22 protein-coding genes are annotated in these 24,579 nt (G+C 35.4%); 4 read left to right on the forward strand and 18 right to left on the reverse strand.

Going from position 1 to position 24,579, the window contains the following annotated elements; all coding sequences use genetic code 11:
• The 7 genes from VF726_RS22855 to VF726_RS22885 form a co-directional block, all read right to left on the reverse strand.
• Complete coding sequence (locus tag VF726_RS22855; protein ID WP_000260285.1) at positions 1–612, reverse strand: HNH/ENDO VII family nuclease; 612 nt, start codon at positions 610–612, stop codon at positions 1–3.
• Positions 612–3,713, reverse strand: a complete 3,102-nt coding sequence (locus VF726_RS22860) for an ATP-binding protein (protein WP_440172373.1) — start codon at positions 3,711–3,713, stop codon at positions 612–614. The genes VF726_RS22855 and VF726_RS22860 overlap by 1 nt, the downstream gene beginning before the upstream one ends.
• 26 nt (positions 3,714–3,739) lie before the next feature.
• Positions 3,740–4,345, reverse strand: coding sequence for a hypothetical protein (locus VF726_RS22865; RefSeq protein WP_240671927.1), 606 nt, complete (start codon positions 4,343–4,345; stop codon positions 3,740–3,742).
• Positions 4,346–4,497: 152 nt separating this feature from the next.
• On the reverse strand, positions 4,498–6,636 hold the full coding sequence (locus VF726_RS22870; RefSeq protein WP_440172375.1) for a dynamin family protein: 2,139 nt from the start codon (positions 6,634–6,636) through the stop codon (positions 4,498–4,500).
• The gene (locus VF726_RS22875; protein ID WP_440172377.1) at positions 6,633–7,649 is read right to left on the reverse strand and encodes a hypothetical protein; all 1,017 of its coding nucleotides are present in this window, start codon (positions 7,647–7,649) and stop codon (positions 6,633–6,635) included. Before VF726_RS22875 ends, VF726_RS22870 begins: the two co-directional genes overlap by 4 nt.
• A 43-nt stretch (positions 7,650–7,692) precedes the next feature.
• Positions 7,693–9,213, reverse strand: coding sequence for a dynamin family protein (locus VF726_RS22880; protein WP_440172379.1), 1,521 nt, complete (start codon positions 9,211–9,213; stop codon positions 7,693–7,695).
• A 99-nt stretch (positions 9,214–9,312) separates the two neighbouring features.
• Positions 9,313–10,284 carry a helix-turn-helix transcriptional regulator gene (locus tag VF726_RS22885; protein ID WP_440172382.1) on the reverse strand — a complete coding sequence of 324 codons (972 nt, stop codon included), beginning with the start codon at positions 10,282–10,284 and terminating at the stop codon, positions 9,313–9,315.
• A gap of 355 nt (positions 10,285–10,639) precedes the next feature.
• Here VF726_RS22885 and VF726_RS22890 point away from each other — a divergent pair, with 355 nt between their 5' ends.
• Positions 10,640–10,978 carry a hypothetical protein gene (locus tag VF726_RS22890; RefSeq protein ID WP_440172384.1) on the forward strand — a complete coding sequence of 113 codons (339 nt, stop codon included), beginning with the start codon at positions 10,640–10,642 and terminating at the stop codon, positions 10,976–10,978.
• Between the two features lie 308 nt (positions 10,979–11,286).
• Here VF726_RS22890 and VF726_RS22895 read toward each other — a convergent pair whose 3' ends face one another.
• Positions 11,287–12,264, reverse strand: a complete 978-nt coding sequence (locus tag VF726_RS22895) for an ornithine cyclodeaminase family protein (RefSeq protein WP_440172386.1) — start codon at positions 12,262–12,264, stop codon at positions 11,287–11,289.
• Between the two features lie 19 nt (positions 12,265–12,283).
• Entirely contained in the window at positions 12,284–13,336 is a 1,053-nt protein-coding gene (locus tag VF726_RS22900; protein WP_440172388.1) for a proline racemase family protein, read from the reverse strand.
• An 89-nt stretch (positions 13,337–13,425) separates the two neighbouring features.
• Between VF726_RS22900 and VF726_RS22905 the strand changes: the two genes are divergently transcribed.
• The gene (locus tag VF726_RS22905; protein WP_440172391.1) at positions 13,426–13,668 is read left to right on the forward strand and encodes a YflJ family protein; all 243 of its coding nucleotides are present in this window, start codon (positions 13,426–13,428) and stop codon (positions 13,666–13,668) included.
• 205 nt (positions 13,669–13,873) lie between these two features.
• Here the strand turns inward: VF726_RS22905 and VF726_RS22910 are convergent, their stop codons facing one another.
• The 3 genes from VF726_RS22910 to VF726_RS22920 form a co-directional block, all read right to left on the reverse strand.
• Positions 13,874–14,827 carry a TRM11 family SAM-dependent methyltransferase gene (locus tag VF726_RS22910; protein ID WP_440172394.1) on the reverse strand — a complete coding sequence of 318 codons (954 nt, stop codon included), beginning with the start codon at positions 14,825–14,827 and terminating at the stop codon, positions 13,874–13,876.
• Between the two features lie 141 nt (positions 14,828–14,968).
• Complete coding sequence (locus tag VF726_RS22915; protein WP_440172397.1) at positions 14,969–16,558, reverse strand: N-acetylmuramoyl-L-alanine amidase; 1,590 nt, start codon at positions 16,556–16,558, stop codon at positions 14,969–14,971.
• Between the two features lie 380 nt (positions 16,559–16,938).
• Positions 16,939–17,988: a M42 family metallopeptidase gene (locus VF726_RS22920; protein WP_440172399.1), complete on the reverse strand. Its 1,050-nt coding sequence runs from the start codon at positions 17,986–17,988 to the stop codon at positions 16,939–16,941.
• 126 nt (positions 17,989–18,114) lie between these two features.
• On the opposite strand from VF726_RS22920, the gene VF726_RS22925 reads away from it, so the two are divergent.
• A complete protein-coding gene (locus VF726_RS22925) occupies positions 18,115–18,294 on the forward strand; it encodes a hypothetical protein (RefSeq protein WP_440172402.1) in 180 nt (59 codons plus the stop codon).
• Between the two features lie 21 nt (positions 18,295–18,315).
• On the opposite strand, the gene VF726_RS22930 is transcribed toward VF726_RS22925, so the two are convergent.
• The 3 genes from VF726_RS22930 to VF726_RS22940 all read right to left on the reverse strand — a co-directional run bounded on the left by VF726_RS22930 (position 18,316) and on the right by VF726_RS22940 (position 19,880).
• Entirely contained in the window at positions 18,316–18,642 is a 327-nt protein-coding gene (locus VF726_RS22930; RefSeq protein ID WP_429600902.1) for a nucleoside triphosphate pyrophosphohydrolase, read from the reverse strand.
• A gap of 17 nt (positions 18,643–18,659) precedes the next feature.
• Positions 18,660–18,980: a hypothetical protein gene (locus tag VF726_RS22935; protein WP_440172405.1), complete on the reverse strand. Its 321-nt coding sequence runs from the start codon at positions 18,978–18,980 to the stop codon at positions 18,660–18,662.
• A 111-nt stretch (positions 18,981–19,091) separates the two neighbouring features.
• A complete protein-coding gene (locus VF726_RS22940) occupies positions 19,092–19,880 on the reverse strand; it encodes an enoyl-CoA hydratase (protein WP_098667804.1) in 789 nt (262 codons plus the stop codon).
• 299 nt (positions 19,881–20,179) lie between these two features.
• On the opposite strand from VF726_RS22940, the gene VF726_RS22945 reads away from it, so the two are divergent.
• Entirely contained in the window at positions 20,180–21,559 is a 1,380-nt protein-coding gene (locus tag VF726_RS22945; protein WP_440172409.1) for an O-antigen ligase family protein, read from the forward strand.
• Between the two features lie 34 nt (positions 21,560–21,593).
• Here the strand turns inward: VF726_RS22945 and VF726_RS22950 are convergent, their stop codons facing one another.
• The 3 genes from VF726_RS22950 to VF726_RS22960 form a co-directional block, all read right to left on the reverse strand.
• Positions 21,594–21,902 carry a putative quinol monooxygenase gene (locus VF726_RS22950; protein WP_440172412.1) on the reverse strand — a complete coding sequence of 103 codons (309 nt, stop codon included), beginning with the start codon at positions 21,900–21,902 and terminating at the stop codon, positions 21,594–21,596.
• Positions 21,903–22,026: 124 nt separating this feature from the next.
• Entirely contained in the window at positions 22,027–23,058 is a 1,032-nt protein-coding gene (locus VF726_RS22955) for a hypothetical protein (RefSeq protein WP_440172414.1), read from the reverse strand.
• Between the two features lie 9 nt (positions 23,059–23,067).
• Complete coding sequence (locus tag VF726_RS22960) at positions 23,068–24,525, reverse strand: MBOAT family O-acyltransferase (protein WP_151631513.1); 1,458 nt, start codon at positions 24,523–24,525, stop codon at positions 23,068–23,070.
• Positions 24,526–24,579: the final 54 nt, after the last annotated feature.

Raw genomic sequence — 24,579 nt, forward strand, 5'->3', positions numbered from 1 at the left:
TTATAAACCTCGTTCAATATTTATTTGCGCTGCTCTAGTTTTCCAATGCGCTTCTTTTTCTGCGTTAAACTGTGTACGATTAATTTCGGAGTCTTTTGATTTATCATGAAGGATTGTATCATTACCCTGTCCCCGATGCTCTGTACTTGTCAACTCTGCTAACGGACTCTCCATCTCTTGTCCAATATGGTGTAACTCTATCGGTCTCCCATCAACTAATGGAGCTTTCCCTTCAGCCATACGCTCTAAATTAGTTTGTCCAAACGCGTCAACTGCATCATAATCAATATCGGTCCTTTGAAGTACCTCACGTCCATTAATTTCTTTCAACTCAAGTCCAGCATTCTTATAAATCGCAACCTCTGCATCACTTGCATTTTCAATCGCTTCATTAACTGTTTTAAACTGCGCATCATTTTGTACTGGCTGCTCAATTTGCAATGCCTCTCTATACCCATGATCTATCCCTTGACTATTAAGAGTCTCAACTGCGTCTTCAATATTTGGAAAAGTCTGCTCTATTTGTGCCAATTCCTTTAAAGCTACCTCCGCAACCTCTGCAGCCTTTGCAACCTTCTCAGCTGTTATAGATACAGCTTCTATTACTACCATTAAATTAATTCCTCCTCAATCCAATATGCAAACTGTTTATGCAAGTTCTCATCATAACCATTCGTTAATTGAATTAATGTACGGTATACTAATTGTTGTGTAACAGCATTCCAACTCCAATTTAAAAATTGATTTTGAATTGAACTCTTACACTCCTCATATAACGCCCTTGCATTCTCTATAGGTTCTTTCTCTAAATCTATAAGCTTAAAGATTCCTGATTCTATTAAATATGCGGATAACAGGACAACATCACCATCTACAACATTTCGTTTTGTTTGCATCCACATATTTGCTGGTTCTGCAAATAATTTTCTCTCAGCTGCGATTATTAATTGCGGATAAATTCGTGTACTTCTCTGAACATCAAATTGCATTAACTCTTTTTTTGACCACTTGTAATCAATATTTTCAAGTAACCTTGTAAAACAGTAATTCACTTCTTCACACGTGCCTCTATAGCCTTTAAAATAAGTTTTTTCTTTCAAGTATTTTTTCAAAATACCCAATAATAGCACTGAAACAAATGTTGATTGTTGCATAGAAGGAATTGTATACCCAAACTTCTCTACAATTTTTAAAACATGTGCTTTATTTTTTTCTAACACTTGATTAAATTCCAAAGTCTCTCCATATAAAATATTGAAATAGAAACGACGGAAATGATTTATTAATTGTTTTTCTAAAACACTGTCTTGAGATAAAATATGATCTGCAATTGGATGAACCAACACATCATTTTGAATAAATGCATTATATTCTTTAGCATTTTCTTGTAACTCTTCTAAAGATGTAAACTTCACTTTCTCTTTGATAGAATCCACCTTTACATAAGCTGCATTATACATACCACTGGTGAAAAACAAGACTTCTCCTCGTTTTAATTGCGATAAGAATAATAAATCATTTTCTTTCGATATAACTAAAGATTGCGCAACATATTCAGCATCATCTTGAGACACTAACCTATGGATAATCTTAGTATCAGTATTTTTCAAGGCATCTGGTGCTAGTTTAGTCGGAACCTGATCGACTATGATAATCCCTTCACCACGGGAACGTATTTCACTTAATAAGTTACAGAAGTACTCTACTGCTTTTCCTTTTGTATTAGCTATTTCCGGATTCTGACTCTCACTATGATTTTTAAACAATCTATGAGCCTCTTCTATTACCGTAAAATGCTGCAATTCAGCATCAATGACTTCTTTACTTGAAACCTTTAATTGCTCAGATAGTCTAATAAAGAACAATCCAATTATAAGTGCTTTATCATCTTCATCCGCTATTTCTTCAAGCTCTATTACAGTTGGATACTTTAATAAATCTGCAAAATTAAACGTTTCAATGGTATTAAGCAGCTTCCCTTTACTGCCTGTCATTAAGCTTTTCAATCTCGTTAAAAGCGCTGCGCGAATATTCGATTTTTGCTCTTCAGCATAACCCGATTTTGATAAGTATTCATCTATTTCCTCATAGAGTAACTCTAACGTTGGGTAATGTTCCAATAATAATCCATCTGTAGCATAAATATTTTTAGATGTATTTAAGTCCCAGCCCATCTTTTGATAAACAGCGTATAAACACTGTTCTAAAATATTTGGCATTGAAGCATACATAGAAAAAGCAGACATAAATACTGCTTTTAACGAGTCAATATGGCTCATTACCGAAATTCCATTCGGAAAATAGAATGGATTCAACCTAATAGGCGACAGTTGCTCATTACCAGGTGTAAACACTTTTATATTTGGAATAAGGCTCTTCAAATGTCTATATTCTTGCTTAGACGGTTCTATAATTAAAAACGGCACAGGACTATTTTGAAGAAGTGACATAATTGTATTTGTTTTCCCACTACCCGTAATACCACTTATTAAACAATGTTGTCGTATATTAGCATATGGAATATAAACTTCCTTATTTGTAATCTGATTTCTTTGAAATAAACTACCTAATTTCCACGCCTTATTTTTCTCATCACTGCATTGAACACTAACTTCAAAATCATTTACTACCTTTATTTCATATCCATCATATGATTGGCTCGGAAGTCTATACAATACTGATAACTCTTTCGAATGTAAAACGTTCGAAATTGGCGAACAGTATCCCTTCAAATACGAAAAAGTATCGACTTCATATGGAATGGTTGCACTTTCCATATATCTTTTTAAATTTTCTTGCTGATAAAGCGTTACTGGTTGTCCATGTTTTCCAATCATTGTTGCAGCACTCAATGCACCAACTGCATTTTGAAGCACACTTTCCTCATCCGCAGATACATATATAACATTTTGGAATAGTCCTATCGATTTTGCTAAATGCTGCCTATCCATGTGATATTTTAATAACTCACAATACTGCTCTACAAGATAGCTCGCATACTCTATTGATTCATCTGTAGAATAATCTGTTCCGCGAGTAGTACTTTCATTAGTCGATTCATTTTTGCTTATTACAACCGCATTCCCTCCGCGTGAAATGTTTTCTCCTTTTTGTACTTGAGTGCTTTCTGATTCTGATATAGACTTTTGTATTTTCTGTTTTGGAAACCATTTTGCATATTCCTTTTCAAGTGCAACTAAGATTTCTGAGTCATCCATTTTTTGCGAAACCATACAAACTGAAAATCTTTTCATATAATTCGCTCTAAGAAATAGTGATAACCAAGAAACACTATTTTCATTTTCTTCATCGAATGTCGGCATACAAGATATAGCACCTACATGATTATATGTAGGTATTACACTGTCTTTATGATTAAATGTCACACTTGGAATACTTGAAAGTAATGTATTCTTACATACTGTCTCTTGATAATCAGAGAAGCCAATAGATAGCTTCCCTGATCCATCTCCTGATATTAATGTGATTACCCGTCCTTTTGCTGCTGTCAGCATCGAAGAAAATCTTATGGCTACATCTTGTAGCTGCTTTTCAAATGACACTTCACTATCTGACTCTAAAAAAATTTCATTGATTTCCTGGAAAGGTAATGTGACAGGCTCTTCAGTGCATTCTCTTAACTTAAAAGAAGCACTATTAAAAAACTTTTTTTGTTGCATTTGAATAACTTCCACATCTTCCAAACTTCTCATTACCGTAGCCACCCTCTATCAATTAATCATCTTACTAATTTTTCAAACTGTCTCTCTGAATCACTAATGGCTTTTAGTAATTTGACTTCCATCTCTTTATGGCGTACTACTAAAGCAGCTTCAATCATACTTCTCTTAAGTTCCCCTCTTGTACTTGTCTTTGTTGAACGCGTATCTATCGGCGACTCACTATCTTTAATATAGACTTCTTTTGTCTTTCCTTTTCCATCCATAATTTTTATTAACGCATATGCCATTCCGGATACAATTACAAATGTTAGCACCAGATTAGTTGCACCTGCGAGAAAACTCAATTCTTCCACTGTTGCGAACTTCACCGCTGTCACCATTGCTGCGCTAACCACCCCAGTACATATGGATATTGGCTTTATATTTTCAGTAAGTATAGCCGGTAATTCCTTTTCACGACGTTGCTCAAATTTTTCTAATGCAGATACCTCTCGTTTCTCTAGCTGAATTGGTTCTATGGATACCTCTCGTTTCTCTAATCGAATTGGTTCTATAGATACCTCTGGCATTAACTTTCTAAATCGTTCCATTAAATCGTCAGCTTTTGCAGGTTCAAAGTGCTCATCTAAGTAGTTACCAACATCTCTTCTAATTTCTTTCAATAATCCTCTTGTATAGCTATTGATACTTGAGGCTTCATTTTTTATAAATCCTTGTATAGCGTCTTCTGAAGCACCTACTTTAATATTTTTGAGATTAGTATAGTTATTATCCAAAAATCGCTGTACGTTATACTCATATTTACGAAAATCCATTAAACCAGCTCCACTTCTTCTAATCTTTGAGCCTCTAAATTTTGAATCTCTAGATATTTCGCAGATACCTCATCACTAATTTCCATCAAATACACTCTACGCACATCTAAATTTTCAATTTGTTGCTGCAGCCCTGTTTTACTTTCTCTACTCTGTCCTTCTAATTTATTTAATTGTTGTTGCTTCCATTGACTATAATATTTAATTCTTGTGTCTAATAGATGTTTCTGTATTACATTTTCCACCAAACTAGGTATCTCATCGTATGTTTTCCCTCCCATTTTACGGAGGCTCTGTATCAATTCGCCATGTGTTTCTTCAATCCCAATTCTTACCTCACCACTTACATCTTCAATAAAAGCATCTGTATCAAACACTTCCCGACGCTCTTCTCTACCAATCAAACTTTTTAGCCAATTGCGAATGCCAGGTATTCGCTCCGTGCTTGTACGCATGATTCTTCTATATTCAATATCCTCTTCTATACTCTTTCTTATACCCTCAACAGAATTACCTTTAAACATCTTCTCAATTTCAATTTCTAATTCACGAATTATTTCTTGAAGATCAAAGAAAGAAGACTCTGTAGCATCTATTTCTAATTTTTCTTCATAAATTTTATTAAACGAGCGTTCCATATCACTAAAGATTTCAGCACATTCTTCAACAACCTTTAACAGCTCTTTTTGAATCAATTCAAAGTTTTTCTGGTTAGATGATTGTTTCGTAGTTTCTACTTTAGCATCCGTTAAAACAAAGAAATCATTTACAACTTCTTCTGAATTATAGCGCGTTAATTTTCTTTTATCAGATCTCCACACCCTTTGCATTTCACCTAACCAATCTTCGGCTACCATAGGTGCATCTTCATCAAAACGTTTTCGCATCTTATTCATCAACGTTTTCTTCTGTATATCCGAGCTATCCTCAACCATCTCTTCCACAGTATTTTTAATGTCTTTCTTCAGCTTCCGAATACTTGAATCAAAAATATCTTTTAACTCTTCAATTTTCCCATTAAACTCATCCGTACCTTGTTTCAACTGAGTTTTTGTCACTTGTAAACTTTCATTAATAGATCGTAGCTCTACGTCTAAAGCACGATGATACTTTTTAAAGATATCTTCAATTAAATAAGAATTTTTTTCTTCGAAGTATATACCTAAACTATCTTTTACTGCATGTATTTGGCTTACTTCCTTTATAAACGGTATATCACTCTCTTGAATCGATCTACCAGACACTGCATATCCCTCTGGATCTCTAAATTTAATTGTCTCATCTCTACGAATATCATCTAAATTTAAATACCCTTTCTCATACATTGCCGTTACTAGACCAAAATAAGATGATACTTTAAATATGTTAGGTGTATCTATAATTCCTTCTAACACTTTATGTAATTCATTATATGCCTTCTCGACTTCTGCCTCAGGATACTGATCTAATTTATTTACAGCAAAGAAAATATGTCGATCTGAATTATCTATCGTACTTCTCTTTGCATTCTCCACGTACTCTTTAATTACACGCATGAAGTTAACTTCACCGACTGTTGTTGGATCTATAATAAATATAACTGCATTCACACTTGCTAAGATTGAAGAAGTTATTTTACTATGTGCTTCATATGGTGCGAAAAGACCAGGTGTATCAATTATTTCCACACCATTTTTACATAATTCAATTGGCCAATACACATCAACCGAACTAATATCATTCTCCACAACAAGTTCATCATCTTCAGTACGATTAACCGCTGTATATCGTTTCAGTTGATCTTTCAATTCAAACGAGCTAAATATTTGACCTTTTTCCGGAAACTCCATAATTGACCCATCGCGATAATTAATAACTACTTTTGGCTCGGCTCCATATCTCACCGTTGTTATTGCAGCTGTTTCTACTAGAATACTTGTAGATAATAAATCAAATTCTAGTAAACTATTTATAAATGTTGATTTTCCAGCACTAAAAGGTGCTACTACCCCAATTTTAAAAACTCCATCATCCAATCGCTTAAGATTCTGCTCAAATTCCATTGATTGGAGAATGCTCTCTGATATATTTGCTTCAGCAACCTTTTCTTCCATATATTTTTTTGTTAAGTCTAATTTAATTTTCGTTGTTTCAATCATTTTGTCACTTCCTCCACTTTATTTAAAATTTTCAACAAACCACTTAATCTCAATATCTCTTCATTCCAATTACCAACTTTACTTTTAGGAATCGGATAACCCCTCACATCTAATATAAGCAGTTCCTCGTCCTTTTCTAATACCCCTTTAGGAAATTTCCTCTTCTCATATATACTTTCGAAAAACGGCATCAAACGTTGATCTATATCCTGATTCAAAGATGCAATATCCGGATTAAGAACAATTACATTCACATTGCTTTGGCAACTTAAAATGTCATAAGCTTCGTTCAACGTATCCACTCCAACAAACGATATGAACCCCAAATTATTACTCATCACTTCGAATTCGGATTGTTTATTAAAAACAGCCATACTACACCCTAGCTTTTGTTCAATCTCTTTTATAATTATTTCTGGAATATTATTACCAATAACTTTTGGGATTGATAAATTTTCCAATAATAACTCTTTATTCTCTGACCAAAGAACAAAATGTTGTTTTAATGTATCAATACCTAGAAATTTATTAAATATTAACATGTATTCATTATTGTTATTTAATTGCTTAATGCTACAGTGCTCTTTCACTTGTTCATTCCAAAATATAAACCGATCATCCTTATTCATATAAGCTTCGTATCCCGCTAGGGACATTGAAATAATATTAGGATTATGAATAAATTTCTGTAATGATTTTTCCAAGTCTTTTTCAATCAATATTAGGTCTGCATCTTTAACACGGTCCCTATCGATTAAAATAAATAAAAAGCTTTGATCATGAGCACCTTTGTCTTTTAACATTTGTACTTGTTCAACTAACCAAACATTATTAGCAAAATGAGTATTTAAGAGAAAGACCGAGTAATGTGAACTCTCCTCTAAAGAGTCATCACCAAACGTTTTCTTATCAAATTGAAATCTTAAATCTTCATTCATGTCTTCAATCATGTACATGAAACGATCAAACTGCTCGTCTTTTTTTGTATAAACATTAACTTTCAATTTTTTCACCTCACAAAGTTCCGTCTCCTATAAGAGGAAGTACTTTCATTTTCTAATTAATAAATTGCGCCGTGGTTTCATTGATCAAGAACTTTTCAACTTCTTGAATCCCACTCATATATTCCATAATTTTCAAATCACCCTCTACAAGCCCACGCCCACTAATAATTTCTAAATCTTTTTTCACATATAATGACTGATCACGCCGAATATCATCCATTGTCAAATAACCTGCTTGGCAATATCTAGCTCGACTAGCAAAGTAAGATGAAACAAAAAATATCTTTTCTGCCTCAATTTGATTTAAAATTCCCTGTCGAATCTCCTGCTCCAATTTAATTCGATCATCTTCTTTAGGCACTAAATCCATTTTATTAACTACTAAGATACATTTTTTATTGTATTTCTTTTGAAATTCTTTAATCTTTTCTATATATGGCTGAAAACCAATCTGTAATGGGTTTAAAAGATAAATAACAATATCTAATTTTTTGATGTACGTTTCTGTTATATCATCATGCTCTCTTATCTTTCCGAACAAGCCTGGTGTATCGATATACTGTATGCGCTTATCCCTTGCATAATGGGGTAACATAACTTCAATAGTCGAACATTTTTCAAGCTCTAAATCGGTCGTTATTAAACTTAACCTCTCTTTGAACAGATCAGCACTCTGATATTCTTCATAAGTAAAAGCATATTTAAGATGACTCTTATTCGTAATAATATAGCGATCATCATACGATATTTCAGTAACTTTTGCTGTCTTCACTAATATATCCTCTTGTAATAGCGGCATGTACAATAGACTATTCATAAAAGCAGATTTACCATATGTAAACGGACTAACAACTCCAACTCTTAAATCACATGATTTAGCTCCAAAATATTTACATTGAATATACTCATCGGCTTTTTTTCTAGACATGCTGCGATAAGCTCCGATAATATCTTCTTTCTGCCCTTTGCTATACTTCTCCCAATTCTTATCAACTTTCCAAGCTAATTTTTTATGCCAACTCTTTCCCGAAAAATTAAACACAAATTCTGATTCATCCATGCTTGAAAGGTCAATAAATACTTTATCCGCTCTATTCCAGTTCATCTCTTTCACTTTCAATTTCAATCTATGAAATAGCTCATCACTATTTTCCCAGCTAATTTCTTCATTCAGACCTAAAATAGAACTAATAAACTTTGACTTATCTTTCAGAATAAAATCTTGATTTTTAAAATAAATTACATATTCCTTCTTGTTACCATCCTTAATAATAAAATATGACGAGTTCACAAAAGGTATATGGATTACCTTGATTCCATCAGATTCTTGTTCAAAACAAGATACCCTCTGTAGTAGCCCACTAATTGGAAATACGTTTCTAACTCCTTGAAGATTTTTATAAACATGATCAAGAACAAATAGTCGACACCCTGGGATACCATACTCTTTTAAAATTTTTTTTATAGCATCACCAAAATTGTTTTCGTCATATATAATAATTTCCTCATTTAAAAACCACTCTTCACCGGTTTCAATCTTATATAATCTCGAATCTAACAATAAAAGATTCATATTGGATCCTCCATTTAAATAACCATGCATTTACCAAATGATAACTGCATTAAAATATATAATAGTAACTCATTTTTAAATTTCGACTGTCCTTTACCTCTATTCATACTTCCCAAGCATCTCCCCCAAACTCTCCCTCATCTCCTCCCGAAACTCCACTGGCTTCAGCACTTCAACAAAAGGTCCTTGGCTGAGTAACCACATTTTGATTCCCTTACCAAATACTTTTGCTTCAATAATGGCACCATCGTCATCTTGAGATACGACGCGCGCAGTTGGAAGACGATCTAGTACAGCTTGTAGTGATGCGCCTGAAAAACGGAATGTAAGATCCATTAATGGTCCTGAATGCATAAATTGAATTTTCTTTCGAAATTCGCCTTCTTCAAAACGATCTGTATAGTTGACCTTAAAATGTTCCTTTTGAATTTCATAGTTTGCGATTCGATCCATCCTATAAATCGTTGGGAATTCAAAGTCACGTTCTACCGGAAAAGCCGCTAAGTAAAAATAATACTCAGAAAATAGAATTCCTACTGGTTTTACTTGTCTTTTAATCGCTTCTGTTGCTGTTTCTTTTTTGTACTCCATTTCCAGTACCTTCTTCGTTCTAACTGCTTCACTAATATCCCATATCATTTGTTGTAAAGAACGTTGATGTTGCAGAGGTTCATAATGATAGCGTTCATTTCTCATAACGTCTTTAATAAAATCGCGATCTTTCGGCGCCGACTGATTTATAATTTTATCAAGTAACGTATTCATTTCATCCTTCGAAAAAGCTCTTGTTTCTAGCAAAACTTTTCCTAATGATAGGATTTCTTCTTTGCTAAGCCATAAATCACTACTTCGCGACAAGTGAACTTGTTGTTTTTTATCGTCCTGTTCTAATTGTAGTGAATTACCCGAATTCATTTCTAAATACAACTCTATTTCTTCTAAATCTCTTTTCATTGTTTTTGGATGAACTCCAAAATTGTCTATTTCATCTTTCTTTATTAACACATTCCCCTTACATAGACGATCATATAAAGATAAAAGCCTTATTGTTTTTTTCTCACGTTCATTCAAATCCCACACCAACCTTTATAAAAAACATAATATATTGCTTTTTAAAACTATACGTCTTAACTATAGTGTTTATCCTTATTCTTCCACTTAATTACACAATTACTATACCATAAGAAGGTAGACAACTTTTGTCCGTTCCTACATTTTTTTTGGATAATCCATGACAAAAATTGTATAATCATTCCAGCAATATGATTATACTATCTTTCCGAATAAAACAATATAGTTAACCCTAAATATTCTTAAAATGCCACCTAAACTAGCAACCTAAAAAAACACCCTCTAAAATAATTGTTATATATAATCAAAAATGTAGAATGAAATTAAAGACAAAAAACACATTTAGGAGGTTATCATGACATTTGATGAATTGAAAAAAAACAAACCAACAACCTCATGGGTTGAGTATGATGAAGATGGGGAATTTTTCACTAAAGAAAATATAGGTGCAACAAATACGGCTCTTGACACTTACATTAACAATTTGCAGCAATTAGGGGAGAACCCAACCGAAGTCGAAGTAATGCAATTTGTTAAAGAGGTCGTTATTAAATTAAATGAACTAAATATCGAACATGACCATTTTATCGAAACAATGGAAAGAGAAGACCTCTATGAATTTATCGATACAGCAGCACAAATAGCTGGCTTAGAATCCGAAGAAGATATAACAGAAGAATGGCGGGAATGGTAAAAAAGCTGCACCTCTAATTGTTAGAGGTGCAGTTTGTTTCATAAGCTAATTGAATTAATAATTTGATATCTGCAAAGGATTCACGTGTTCCAACATATCATTAAGCTCATCCTGCCAATGAATACCACACCCAAAAAAAATATATCAACGATTATCCAATTATATCGATCACAACTCCGAATATATCGACGATTCGACACAACATATCGACTTACCGACAATTTTCGCGAAAGCTACCTCCAAAACTATTAACTAATCCCACAACTGCACCAAACACCAAACAAAAAAGACCACCAAAAGGCAGTCCCTCAAAACTCAATCCTATTCCCAACTCCCTGCTCCACTGCTCTCTCATACAAATACTTCGCAACAATTATATCCACTACCGCCAAACCAACTGATTTAAAAATAGTAATCTCTTCATCGCTCTCTCTACCAGCTTTTTCTCCACTAATGATTTGTCCAAGTTCAGCGTAGATGTCGCTCGCTTCAAATAAACCTTCTCGCACTGGAACTTGAAGATCTCCTGTTTCTTCTAGTGCTGCTTCTTTTGATTCGACTACTACTTTGTTTGCGCTTGTGATGGCGTGAGATGGTAGTTCTTGCATGCTTGGCCTGAATGAGCCGACGGCGTTTATGTGGACGCCTTGTTGTAGTTTTTCAGAGAAGACTGGTGTGGATGCGTTCGTAGTTGTAACGATGATGTCTGCTTCGCTTATTGCTTCATTTGCATTTGTGTGAACATAAGCAGGTTTATTGAATCTCTCTTGTATATATTGCGAGAATGCATACGCCTTTTCTTCTGTTCGATTGTATAAAATGACTTTTTCGATATCTCTCACCGCAAATACAGCTTCGGCAATTCCCTTCGCCTGTTCGCCTGTCCCGATGATGCATAAAGTTTTTGCGTTATGACGCGCTAAATGTTTTGTCGCTACTCCTGATAGGGCGCCTGTTCGAATCATCGTTAAGTAGGATCCTTCTAAAAGTGCGAGCGGTTCTCCCGTTTGAAAGTCTGATAGCATCACAATCCCGTTTATCGTTTTCTTTCCTATCTTTTTGTTCTCGGGGACTACTGTTACTACTTTTAAGCCAAGTGCCTCAAGTCCTTCCGCTACTGAAGGCATAATTAATGCCGTATTTTGCTCGTTCGCAAATGGTAGTGAAGTACGTATTGGTGTGATCGTTCTTTCTGCGGAAAATTCTTTTAAAGCAAGCGCCGCGTATTCAATAACTTCGTTCATATTTACTAAGTTTCTTTGTTCGTTCGCGCTTATGACTAGCATATCTTTCCACCTCCTCCTTCTATCCTAACAAAAATCCCCGATTCAAATCATCTCTCGGATCTACAACGAACTGATGAAATCCTGTAATAAATGCATTCCCTGTTACTTTCGGAACGACAGCTTCATATGTGTCTACTGCGGTTACCGACAATACTTCTCCCTTGAATTTCCCGTCAGTAATGCATTCATGGACGAAAATTTCTCTCTTTTGTAGGGCATCTTTTTCAAAAAGAGTTGCGATTCTTGCGGAAGTTCCTGTGCCGCAAGGAGAACGATCTACTTGCCCATCAGCGAAGATTGTTACATTTCGTAAAGTTGCGCCTTCCCCTTTCGGTTCATCTGAAAAAATAACGCCGTATATTCCTTTTAATCCTGCTTCAAGTGGATGCTTCACTTCCATTTGGCTCTCGATGTAGCGCTTAATTTTACCGCCCCACGCTTGAATAGCAGATAAGTCTTTGAAATCAACTTTCAAACCAAATTCTTTACTATCTACTACCGCGTAAAATGCTCCGCCAAATGCAATATCTACTTGAAATTCGTAGTCATCTATTTTAATAGGAACGTCTTTCTTATATACAAAAGAAGGAACATTTTCAAATGATACAGAATCTACTTCGCTCCCGTTATATTTTGCGTACGCAATGACTTCCCCAGCAGGGCTATCAATAATGAATTTTTGTTTCTCACCTGTCACTTCAAACATACCAGTTTCAATTCCGACTGTAATAACAGCAATAATGCCGTGCCCACACATCGTACTCCAGCCTTCATTGTGCATAAATAATACGCCAAAATCAGCGTGAGCACTCGCAGGCGGAGTAATGATACAACCGTACATACCGTGATGTCCTCTCGGTTCATACATAAGAATTTCGCGAAGATGATCCAAATGTTCCATACAGTACGCGCGTCTTTCTAGCTGCGTTTCTCCTTTTATTTCTGGCACGCCGCCTGTAATAATTCGAAGCGGCTCCCCGGCTACGTGAGCATCAATTGTCGTGTACACTTTACTAACCTTCATTTCTATCTCTCCCCTATATGTTGATACTCTTTTTATTGCAAATATCATGCCAACGCATAAGGTATAAATTTGTATACATTGTGTAAAAAAGCATACACTACTGTCTATTTTTTTATACACTGTCCAGAAATTATTTTATGGAACACCTTGATACAACTAGGCTCATTATTTTCATTGGAAAGTTACTTCCACCCCCAACATATACTGTTCAAAAGCAAAAAGGAAGTGATCCAATGTATTACGGAACAAAAGGCTGGTACGTAGCCGAACTAAAAAAATTAGGTGTGCGCTATCACGAAGGGCGAAAACTAGAAAGTTACCGCGGACACGTCTTACGCAATTTATTAGCGGAGCAACAGGAGAAGTCAAAAGAAGATTAATATAATAATATAAAGATATTGAACGATTCTCGGAATATATCAGCGATTTTTCAAATATATCAATCACAACTTATCATATATCGGCGATTCGACAAGAAATATCGACCATTCGACAAACCACGTCACCCCTCCCTTCTAAACCACCAACCAATCACACATCAATACAAACCAAAAAAAGGTCACCCAAACGGGTGACCTTCTCTTCTTATTCACAAACAAGTATTTGTCTAGTAAATGATCCTTTTCTTGTAACACAGCGATCTGTAATTTCGAATCCTGCTTCATGGATCATGTCGTCCATTGTTTCCATCGTGACAACGACTACCTTTTTAGCGATGCGGCGCGCGCTTGAAAGAATGGAGAGCTGGTCTTCTGGTGTTGCGTGCGTAAATAAGTCGTACGGCATATCGATAATAGCAACGTCGTAGTTCTCAGTAATTTCCTCGATTGGACCTTTTGTTACTGTTCCTTCAAACCCGAAATGTGCGATGTTCTTTCTCGTTCCAAGCACTACAAGTGGATTTATATCTCTACCAACGATGTTAATTCCCATAGAAAGTGCTTCTACTACTACTGTTCCAATACCACAGCACGGGTCAATTGCTCGTACTCCATCTGGATTTGGTACAGCGATATTTGCAACTGATCTCGCAACACGTGTGCTTAGAGATGTCGAATAACTATGCGGTTTTTTTATGTGATGATACCAAACTGGCTCACTTTCTACATAGTGCCCGAAGTACCAGCGTCCTCCAAGAGGAACAATCCCGAATACACGCTCTGGATTACGAACATCCGCCTCTCCTTCAATATGCATGCCAAGGTCTCGTTCAATAAGACGTCTTTCTCCATATTCAATTTTATTCTCTCCAACGAGGTCATTGATTTTAACGAATATAACTTTAAATGACGCCCCCGCCAAATCAATTTGTTCTACTTGTTTTAAAATGCTTTCTAAGTCGTCTCCTTCATACATAACCTCAACGCGCTCTTTCATAAACGCACTTCTACTCGGGTCAATTTTGACATCACTTTTCAAAATATTAACGTGAGACTCCGTTCCAAAGAACGAGCGCATTTCCAAGTAACATAAAGCACGCTCCTCCTCGCGAAATGCGTACGTATATATACATGCAGGTGTTTTACTATGATTATTCAATCTATTATCATCCTCTATATCGTTATAATTACAATTACTACAGTACTTTTTTATATAAAATTAAATGATATCACATGCCGGAAATAAAGAGAAACGTTAATAAATAAAAGAGACTGCCTATTGGCAATCTCTCTTGACTTATTAACGGAAAGAAGATACGTTATTACCCATTGCTTCGTAGTAATCTAAAATACCTTGGTAAATCGCTTCTGCTGCAGCTTGTCTCTGCTTTGGTGTAGCAATTTTATCTGCATCACTTTTATTATCTACAAATGCTAATTCTGTTAAGACAGCTGGCATTGTATTTTCTCTAATTACATATAGATCACCTTTTTTCACACCACGGTCTGTTGTTCCAAGTGCTTTCACAAGACGGTCTTGAATTTTTTGTGCTAATAAACGACTTTCAGCTACATATGGATTCGTTGATCTTGTCGGTGCTGCTGCATAATAGAATGTTTCTGTACCGTGTCCTTTTTTATCATCCGTACCGTTACCATGGATACTTACAAAAATATCTCCATTATGTTTCTGTGCAAATTCTACACGTTTCTTTAATGAATCAGGACCACTTGTTCCTGGACGTGTATTATCTGTACGAGTGAACATCACAGTAAATGGTGTCTTTTTCTCAAATATTTTCTGTAATCGTAATGATACATCTAATACCGTTTCACTTTCTTTCTCATAATAACCAGGATTACCCGAGTCAATTCCACCGTGACCTGGATCAATAATAATCGCTTTACCTTCTAAGAAGTTACCTTGCTTCACTGGGTTTAATTGATTTTTATCAACCCACTGGAATCCAGCGCCTACGCGGATACGAATCCAGCTGCCACTCTCTTCCATAATCGTTACTGTTTGTGCATTATATGTACCTAGCACTTTAGAACTATGTGAAGCTTCTGCATAAGCAGTAAATTCTTCATGAATCGTTTCTGTTTTTTCTTGTATAGGTGTCCACTTCTCACCTTTACTTGTTACAATTTTTAACCAGCCGTCTGCTCTTTGTTCTTTCACTACAACCATTTGTGGCTTGTGCTGAACATCAGTAATACCAGATGATAATGATGGTTGATGATATGTAATAAAGTTTCTGTTCATATACATTCTTTTTGATGTATTTGTTTTATCTTTATCAGCCATCGCAATGAACTGAGCTGCTTCTGCACGAGTTACAGTTCCTTCAGGATTCCAGCCATTTCCCGTACCCTTAGAAATCTCTAAAGCTACTAAAATATTAGCTTGTTTCTTACCCCAATGAGGTTCCAAATCTTTAAACTCTGTTGGAAGTTCTCCAATAATTTTCTTATCTAATGAATATGCTTGTACTAACATAGATGCCATAGATGCACGGTTAATTTGGCTGAATGGACTAAATTTCCCAGTACCATCTCCAGTAATTACACCTGCTTTTTCCACTGCAGCGATGTACGGAGCTGCCCAATGGCTTTGTGCATCTTTAAAAGATGGCTTTGCTTTTGGATCAATTGGTAAACCAAGAACGACTGCTAAGATTTTTGCAGCTGATCCTCTATCTACTGCTTCAGACGGAGAAAACGTTCCATCTGGCTTTCCATCAAGCGCTTTTTTACCTACTAAATAATCAACTGATTCTTGCGCCCATGTAGGAACATCCGAAAACTTCTTCGCTGCTGCGAAACTACTTACTGGAGACGATAATAAACTTGCGGCTAAAATACCTGCCGCGACTGCACGATACTTCATAAAAAATAATACTCCTCTCAACAATCATCTTTAATAACGCGTAATCTTAATATATAAATCAGAATAAACCCAGACAAAAAAAATTAGTGCGCCTCTATCATTTTATAATACTCGAATTATGTAGTAAACCTACTTTCTTAATATTGTAAAATAAAGTGAAACTTTAATCAGTGGGGGTTTTCTTCATCCCCCACTGATTATTAGTTGAACCAATCGGACTTTTATGGGCAGTTGATCCCCCACCTAACTTCTTTGCTTTCGCTGAATTTCGAGGTGGGGGGCTTACTGCCCATTAAAGCGGGATAAATTACTTTTTGTTACATACAGTCGATTTCCCTGCAAACAAAAAATAGGCTACCCCTAGCAGCCTATTTCTTTTCTTATTCCGTAATCATCTCTGATAATACATATGAATAAACAAGTGCTTCTGTATGAGCAATCGAACTTTCATGTGTGCGCTCAAATGCATGAGAAGAATCAATACCCGCTCCAATTAATGCATGTTTCACATCAAATCCAGCGTGAATCGCAGCTGACGCATCCGATCCATAGTATGGATAAATATCTACTTTATATTCAATATTGTTCGTCTTCGCAAGCTCTACTAAATGTTTACGTAGCGCATAATGATACGGCCCGCTAGAATCTTTTGCACAAATAGATACTGTATATTCGTCAGATGCTTGTCCATCACCTAACGCCCCCATATCAACTGCTAAATATTCAACCGTTTCTTCTGGAATATTAGAATTACCACCGTATCCAATCTCTTCATTATTAGAAATTAAGAAATGAGTTGTATATGGTAATGTTATGTTTTCGTCTTGTAATCTCTTAATTAATTTTAATAAAATCGCAACACTTACTTTGTCATCTAAATGACGTGATTTTATGTATCCACTCTTTGTAATTTGAACGCGTGGGTCGAATGAAACGAAGTCTCCTACTTCAATTCCTAATTCGCGTACTTCATCAGCTGAAAAGACACGCTCATCAATACGAACCTCAATATTTTTCTCATCACGTTTCGCTTCACCTGCGTCTTTATATACATGGACAGATGTTTGATGCATTAAAATCGTTCCTGTATACGTCTTACCGCTTGATGTTTCAATTTCGCAATATTCCCCTTCTACAGAGTTCCAGCGAAATCCGCCAATCATAGAAAGACTTAGACGACCGTCAGGCTTAATTTCTTTCACCATTGCACCTAACGTGTCAACGTGTGCTGTTAATAAACGGTGCTGTGCATCATTTTTCCCTTTTACCGTTAAAATAAGAGCGCCTTTATTGTTACGCTTTGTTTCTACGTTCCACTCACTTACATAGTTTTCAATAAAACGAATGATTTTCTCTGTATTCCCAGACGGACTCGGAATAGAGACAAGCTCCTTAATCAGTTCCATCGTTTCTTTCGCATGATGTGCCATTGTTGTTTCCTCCTCATTTTCTCTACTATTCAGTATACAAAATTTGCTAGAAAACCTCTACTCATATAGCTTAATTTTCTAAATTATAGTAAAATTCACTTTAGTATACAAAAGGAGTTATGAAATATGAATATATCAAAAAAACATGTACACATTGCACTCATTTGGTTTTTAGCATCATTATTTTGTTTACAAGTTTCTTATGCAGTTTACACTACTACTTCTATTACAATTGGCTGGGTATTAACAGCTATCTTCTTCATTATTAGTTTAATTGCAACAAAAAAGCATAGCGTTACTCACTAACGCTATGCTTCCCTTACAAAACTATTCTTCTGAAACATCTAATAAATAAATGCCTCTTTCAAACCCACCGCGCTCTATTTCTTTTTTCTTACGAAGACGTTCTACATCTTCAATGGTTGCACCTTCTGCACGTGCTAATGAAATGATCACTTCCAGTGCATCCGCAAGAGAATCAAGCGCATGTTCACGCTCTTTCATAGAAGCAAATTCACGAATTTCTTCTGTGCCAATTTTCGCTAAAGCTTGTATGTATGCGTGTCCTGTTAGCTTTTGTGCTGTATATGTTTTTCCAGACATTAAAATCTTCTCTGGAACACGATCTCTTACTAACTTGTTATATGCTGACATCATTTATCCTCCTATGTTTAATAACATCCGAGCTCTGCTGTATAGAAAAACCATTTCTTCGTCACACATGCACTAATCATATCAATTCCTGATCCTTTTGCTCTTACGTGCGGAAAGAAATAGTGCTCTGATCCTTCTTCTTCCTTGCCATATAAAGTTTGGTATTCGGCTGGAATTGCTTCTTTTTTCACATCTGTTTCTTTCGTCACCCCGTCAGAAAACGCAACGCTTGGATGTCCTTCAAAAAACAAAGCAGTCCGTACCGCCATAGATGGCGTACTATGCAAAGCATAATATGCTATTACAATCATACCGATAACACCGATAAGTTTCTTCATATATTACTCCTTAAAAAAAGTGCTAACACAATTATACTAAAATGTGTTAGCACTTTCTCCCCTTTACCTTAAATTAACGGTAGTAAAACTATTATTCATTCAAATTTCACTTTATTCCCCTTTAAATGCTGGCAAACGCTTTTCTAAAAATGCAGCAATGCCTTCTTTATGATCCGCTGTTTGTCTCATCGCATATTGGCCACGTTTTTCAAGTTGCAGCGTTTGTTCTAAATTAGAACGATTTACTTCACATAAAATTTGCTTCGTTTGAACCATTGCTTTGATCGGTTTTTGTGACCATTCACTAATTTTTTGCTTCACAGCCGTTTGGAAATCCTCACCGATTACTTCATCAATTAAACCGATATCAAGCGCTTCTGTTGCTGATAATTTCTTTCCTTCCCAAATAATTTGCTTCGTCATATTTTCACCAACGCGCTTTTGCAGGAAGAAATGGCCGCCACCATCTGGAATTAAAGCGATTCCAATAAAGTTCATCGCAATAATGGATGAAATATCTGCCATCACATAGTCAGCTGTTAATGCAATACTTAATCCAAGACCAGCAGTTGGTCCATGAATCGCACTAATCACAAGCTTTGGCATCGTATATAAAGTCACAACGACTTCAGAAATAGTATTCATAATACCATCAAACTTACTTTCATCGTTACTTGAAAGCATGGATTTAATATCTCCGCCCGCAGAAAAACCGCGGCCATTTCCGCATAGCACAACAATATGCGCAGAACTCTCCGCTACTTCTTTCAGTTTTTGTAATAACTCTTTTAACGTTGGCTCATCTAATGCATTTAACACCTCTGGGCGATTGACCATAACCGTTGCAACGTGTCCTTCATATTTCACAATGACAGATTCTGTTTTACTTGTTACTTCCATTATATATACCCCTCTTTTCTACATAAAGATTATACTTATATAATTATAGAAAGAAGGTAAAAAACCCTTCTTTTTTCTTAATTTTCTGTCTAATAATCTTGTATTTTGTATATAGCCTTGTATAAAACATACAATTCCGTTGAAAAATATAGCAATTAAAGTCGGTTTATCGCCTCTCCTCATCTATTTACCATTACAATGAAATGGTGTATTCTTAAGTCTGATATAAAAAGAAATTCATTCCCCTTCCTATTAATAGAGGGGTGCTGAAATAAAGGAATGAAGAAATGGAGGAACATATGGTTACTAAGTTAAAACAGACGGCTAATTCCTTCCCGCATTTCCTACTGCTATTCATCGTGTTTCAACCAATCTTAGATTTATTAACATCTTTTTCAATCTATGTATTACACATGAGCGCAACAGTCGGAATCGTAGTCCGTTTCGCCTTTATGCTTCTTGCATTAGGTTACCTACTTCTTCACCATAAACAACAAGGCGCGAAAAAGTATATTCTTTATTTATGTCTCTTTGGCATCGTACTCGCAATCGGCCTTGTGAATAATTTAATGGTTAAATCTCCAGTTTCATTTGGAGAAGAAGTGAAATTTATTTTGAAAAGTGTATATCCAATTGTACTACTGTTTGGATATATTATCGCACTAAAGGAATTAAAAAATAACGAATATGTATTTCATAAAATGATTACCTATTTCTTATATGCAACATTAATTTTGAGTGTTTCACTCATTGCAGCGATGGTAACGGGTACAGACTTCCAAAGCTACCCGCACTCAAAGATCGGTTCAAGAGGCTGGTTCTTTGCGGGGAATGATTTAAGTGCTATTTTTGCAATTATGTTCCCAATCGTTGTCCTATACTCAATTCATAAAACAACGTCTTTCTCAAAATTCTATTACTGGATTCCAACTGTACTCGCGATGTATGCAAGCCTTATGGTCGGAACGAAAGTAGGATATGGTGCAATTATTGTTACGCTCGGCGTTGCACTACTATTCTCATTCATTCAATATATGATGCATCGTAAAAAAGAAGGAAAAGGATTCACATATCTTGTAAACACAGTTGTTGCTGCTGTCGTATTAGGTGGTTTACTCGTTCTTACACCGCAAACTCCTATCGCAAAAAACATGAGCATCCACTTACAAATATATGAATACAAAAAATCAGCACAAGAAGAAAAAGACCGAAAAGAAGGTAAAGAAGTTCAAGAAGAAGAACATAAGCAAGGCGAACTAACAGACTCTGAAATGAAGAGTTTAATTTATAGTGATCGTGACAAGTTTTTAAACGTATACAAACAATACTATAAAGAAGCACCACTATCTCAAAAACTATTTGGAATGGGCTACGCTGGTAACTATACAACGAAAATGAAATTAGTCGAAATGGATTTCCACGACCTATTCTTTGCATTCGGAATTGTCGGTTTCCTTATGTACTTACTGCCGCTTCTTTATTTCGGTATAAAAATATTCATTCGCTTGATCACAAACTTCCAGAAACTATTTAGCGTAAAACATATGCTACTAGCTAGCACACTCGTCTTATCGCTCGGTATCGCCTTTATGTCTGGACACGTATTAACAGCACCAGCCGTTAGTATTTTCTTCGTTGTGATACTCGCTTACTTAATTGTTGATTTAGAAATAGAATAAAAGAAGCAGCATCCATTTAGATGCTGCTTCTTTTTTATTCCAACCCTTTACCGCCTCTAGCATTCAAAGTATTCATTCTTTCTGCTCCAGTAATCATTGGTTTTGCTCGCTTAATTAAATTTTGTGTAGACTCTAACATTAAAGATGCTTTATGTGCTTCTTCATTACTCCATACTTCAAAAACATATACAGCATTCGGCTCGTCATCAGAAGTACTTACAATATACACCTCACAACTATGAAGTGAGTTCATTGATTCCGCAGCCTCTAACAAAATATTCGTTAATTCTTCCCGGTTACTTTCTTCCACAATAAACTTACCATACAATCCGAATTTACTCATTCTTCTCCCCCTAATTATGCCTCTCCCCTTATCCAAACTAATATTTCTACATCCATATCTATGTTTCCTGTAAAAAAGACCGAATCACATTATGATTCAGTCTTTTTTACAAAACTATTTTATTCTATTGAAAAGACGCCCGAATTTCCTCCAGCACCTCATCAACATTATCTTTCGTAATAACAATACCGAAATCTTTCGGCACATTACTATCTTCTTCTTTTACAACTTTATGTGCAATCATCTTCCCGACTTCTGGTCTGAAATGATGTCCATCCATATAATTATCTAAGTTCTTTGTTACCGAATTTAAATACATGAAATGATGTACTTCTCCAAATACATCGACAGCATCATGGAGCCATCTTTTATACTCTTCCCATCGTCCTGATTGAATCATTGTACGGAACAATGGCTCTGAAACAGGTGTTGTGAAAATATAAAACTTTGCATTCGGATTATGAGATTTTACAGTACCCAATATTTCCTTCATATTTTGATACTCATAATTCCCGCCATAAATCTCTCTACTAAATTTCTCTACTTGCGCGGCAATTTGTGCGTCACGCTCTTCTTTCGTATACTCACGCATCGATTTTACATTATCACGATTATATACATCGATAGTTTTATTGTGATGAATGGAGTTTTGAATTGTATTTCGGGAATGTGTAATCCCATCCATACTCACATACGATTTAATTGGATATAGTAAGCCTTGCGCCTCATTAATATACACTTCTGGTTTATCAAAACCGATTTCTCTATTTTTGTTCGTTCCAAGGAAATCTAAACCAATCACAATAGAAGATAGTTCACTACCTTTTCTCTCTTTTGCATATTCAATGTACGCATCGTATTCACGCGGATCTGTACTGCTTACCGCATAATTAAATGCGTTTAATCCGGTAAAATCATTTTCATTAATAAACGTCGTTCTACTACTTCCAAGTATAACGCCATCATAAGTAAACGGACGATATGTTATATAATTCGTTTTTTGTTGTCTCTCATTAAACCCAAACTGAACATCATTCCACTTATTTTTATGCGAGAATAGCCAAAGTGAATCTGTATAGCCATTAAATATTCCAACACCAGCAAGTGGAACAAAAACACATACAAAAACGAAAATAAGCCACTGTTTGTTTTTCATATTCTCCACCTAGAAATTAAAGTATAAAAACTCACTAATACTCGTTAAATGCAACACACTATACACAAGTAATATTGCAGTAAATAACGCTGTCCATACTGTCGGACGGAATGAGTCTTTTAACTGAATTGAATTTTTTAAGAAGAAACTAATACATAATGCCCCGAAAATGTACGCTACTATTTCCGTATTTAATAATGAAACATGGTATGCTTCAGTAAATGACACACCGTACTCTTTTAAAAATTGTAGTTTCTCAATAATAAATACCGGGAACACGCTATTTGCTAGTTCGAATCCATTAAATCCAAACATTCCTTTTAGCACTTTCACCGCGTCATGCATCGATGTTGCTCTAAAGAATACCCACGTTATATTAATGAAGAAAAACGTCACGAGCCATCCTGCCCAGGCCGGCATGCGACCTCCTGCTTTATTCCACAAACGATGTACGACAGAAGCTAATCCGTGCAGAAATCCCCAAAAAATAAATGTCCAACCAGCACCATGCCAAAGTCCACTTATTAAGAAAACAATCATAATATTGACGTATGTACGCGTAATTCCTTTTCGATTTCCTCCAAGAGAAATATACACATATTTCGTTAAAAACTGACTTAATGTCATATGCCAACGATGCCAAAAATCTTGTATACTCACCGCTTTATAAGGAGAATTAAAGTTTTGAGGCAATTTAATATTGAACATTAACGCAATCCCAATTGCCATATCGCTATATCCACTGAAATCAAAGTATAGCTGGAATGTAAATGCTAATGATGAAAGCCACGCTTCAACAAATGTTAGCGACTGTTGTACATCAAATCCTTCCCGTACAACGGGAGATAAAACATCTGCAATCCCTACTTTTTTGAAAATACCGATGGCAAATACAAAAATACCGAGAACGATATAATTCGATTGCCAACGCTTTTTACTACGATCAGCAAACTGCGGCATAATTTGCGCATGGTGCACAATCGGACCTGCAATAAGTTGCGGGAAAAATGTTACAAACAGAGCGTAATCAAGAAAATGACATGCCTCCGTCTCCCCGCGATATGTATCTACTAAAAACGCAATCTTTTGGAATGTATAGAAACTAATCGCAAGCGGTAACGTTAATGATAATAATGTAAAATGAGTTCCAAATAACGAATTCACATTTTGTAAAAAGAAATCATAGTACTTGAAATAACTAAGCATTCCTATATTAAATATTAAACCTACCGTTAAAAGGAATTTACTCTTATGCTTCACAAGCCTCATTCCAATAAAGTAGTTCACAATGAGCGATATTAACATAAGCGGCAAATATTTTATATTCCAATAACTATAGAAAAATAAAGATGCTGCCACAAGCCAAGCTTTCGCTAAAGTCGTTTGTCCCAATTTATTTAATAGAAAATATAAAAGAAATGCTATCGGTAAAAATAAAAAAATAAACTCAAACGAGTTAAATAACACACCATCTCTTCCCTTCTAAACAAATCACACCTTATTCATCTTATCTTATCGAGA

It is taken from the genome of Bacillus sp. Brlt_9, assembly GCF_051948935.1.
In the GTDB taxonomy this organism is placed as follows: Bacteria; Bacillota; Bacilli; order Bacillales; family Bacillaceae_G; genus Bacillus_A.

Bases quoted from the DNA above. Each gene is read 5' to 3' on its own strand.
- VF726_RS22855 (WP_000260285.1), bottom strand. From the start codon at position 612: ATGGTAGTAATAGAAGCTGTATCTATAACAGCTGAGAAGGTTGCAAAG.
- VF726_RS22860 (WP_440172373.1), bottom strand. From the start codon at position 3,713: ATGAGAAGTTTGGAAGATGTGGAAGTTATTCAAATGCAACAAAAAAAG.
- VF726_RS22870 (WP_440172375.1), bottom strand. From the start codon at position 6,636: ATGATTGAAACAACGAAAATTAAATTAGACTTAACAAAAAAATATATG.
- VF726_RS22880 (WP_440172379.1), bottom strand. From the start codon at position 9,213: ATGAATCTTTTATTGTTAGATTCGAGATTATATAAGATTGAAACCGGT.
- VF726_RS22890 (WP_440172384.1), top strand. From the start codon at position 10,640: ATGACATTTGATGAATTGAAAAAAAACAAACCAACAACCTCATGGGTT.
- VF726_RS22895 (WP_440172386.1), bottom strand. From the start codon at position 12,264: ATGCTAGTCATAAGCGCGAACGAACAAAGAAACTTAGTAAATATGAAC.
- VF726_RS22900 (WP_440172388.1), bottom strand. From the start codon at position 13,336: ATGATATTTGCAATAAAAAGAGTATCAACATATAGGGGAGAGATAGAA.
- VF726_RS22905 (WP_440172391.1), top strand. From the start codon at position 13,426: ATGGAACACCTTGATACAACTAGGCTCATTATTTTCATTGGAAAGTTA.
- VF726_RS22915 (WP_440172397.1), bottom strand. From the start codon at position 16,558: ATGAAGTATCGTGCAGTCGCGGCAGGTATTTTAGCCGCAAGTTTATTA.
- VF726_RS22920 (WP_440172399.1), bottom strand. From the start codon at position 17,988: ATGGCACATCATGCGAAAGAAACGATGGAACTGATTAAGGAGCTTGTC.
- VF726_RS22925 (WP_440172402.1), top strand. From the start codon at position 18,115: ATGAATATATCAAAAAAACATGTACACATTGCACTCATTTGGTTTTTA.
- VF726_RS22930 (WP_429600902.1), bottom strand. From the start codon at position 18,642: ATGTCAGCATATAACAAGTTAGTAAGAGATCGTGTTCCAGAGAAGATT.
- VF726_RS22935 (WP_440172405.1), bottom strand. From the start codon at position 18,980: ATGAAGAAACTTATCGGTGTTATCGGTATGATTGTAATAGCATATTAT.
- VF726_RS22940 (WP_098667804.1), bottom strand. From the start codon at position 19,880: ATGGAAGTAACAAGTAAAACAGAATCTGTCATTGTGAAATATGAAGGA.
- VF726_RS22945 (WP_440172409.1), top strand. From the start codon at position 20,180: ATGGTTACTAAGTTAAAACAGACGGCTAATTCCTTCCCGCATTTCCTA.
- VF726_RS22950 (WP_440172412.1), bottom strand. From the start codon at position 21,902: ATGAGTAAATTCGGATTGTATGGTAAGTTTATTGTGGAAGAAAGTAAC.
- VF726_RS22955 (WP_440172414.1), bottom strand. From the start codon at position 23,058: ATGAAAAACAAACAGTGGCTTATTTTCGTTTTTGTATGTGTTTTTGTT.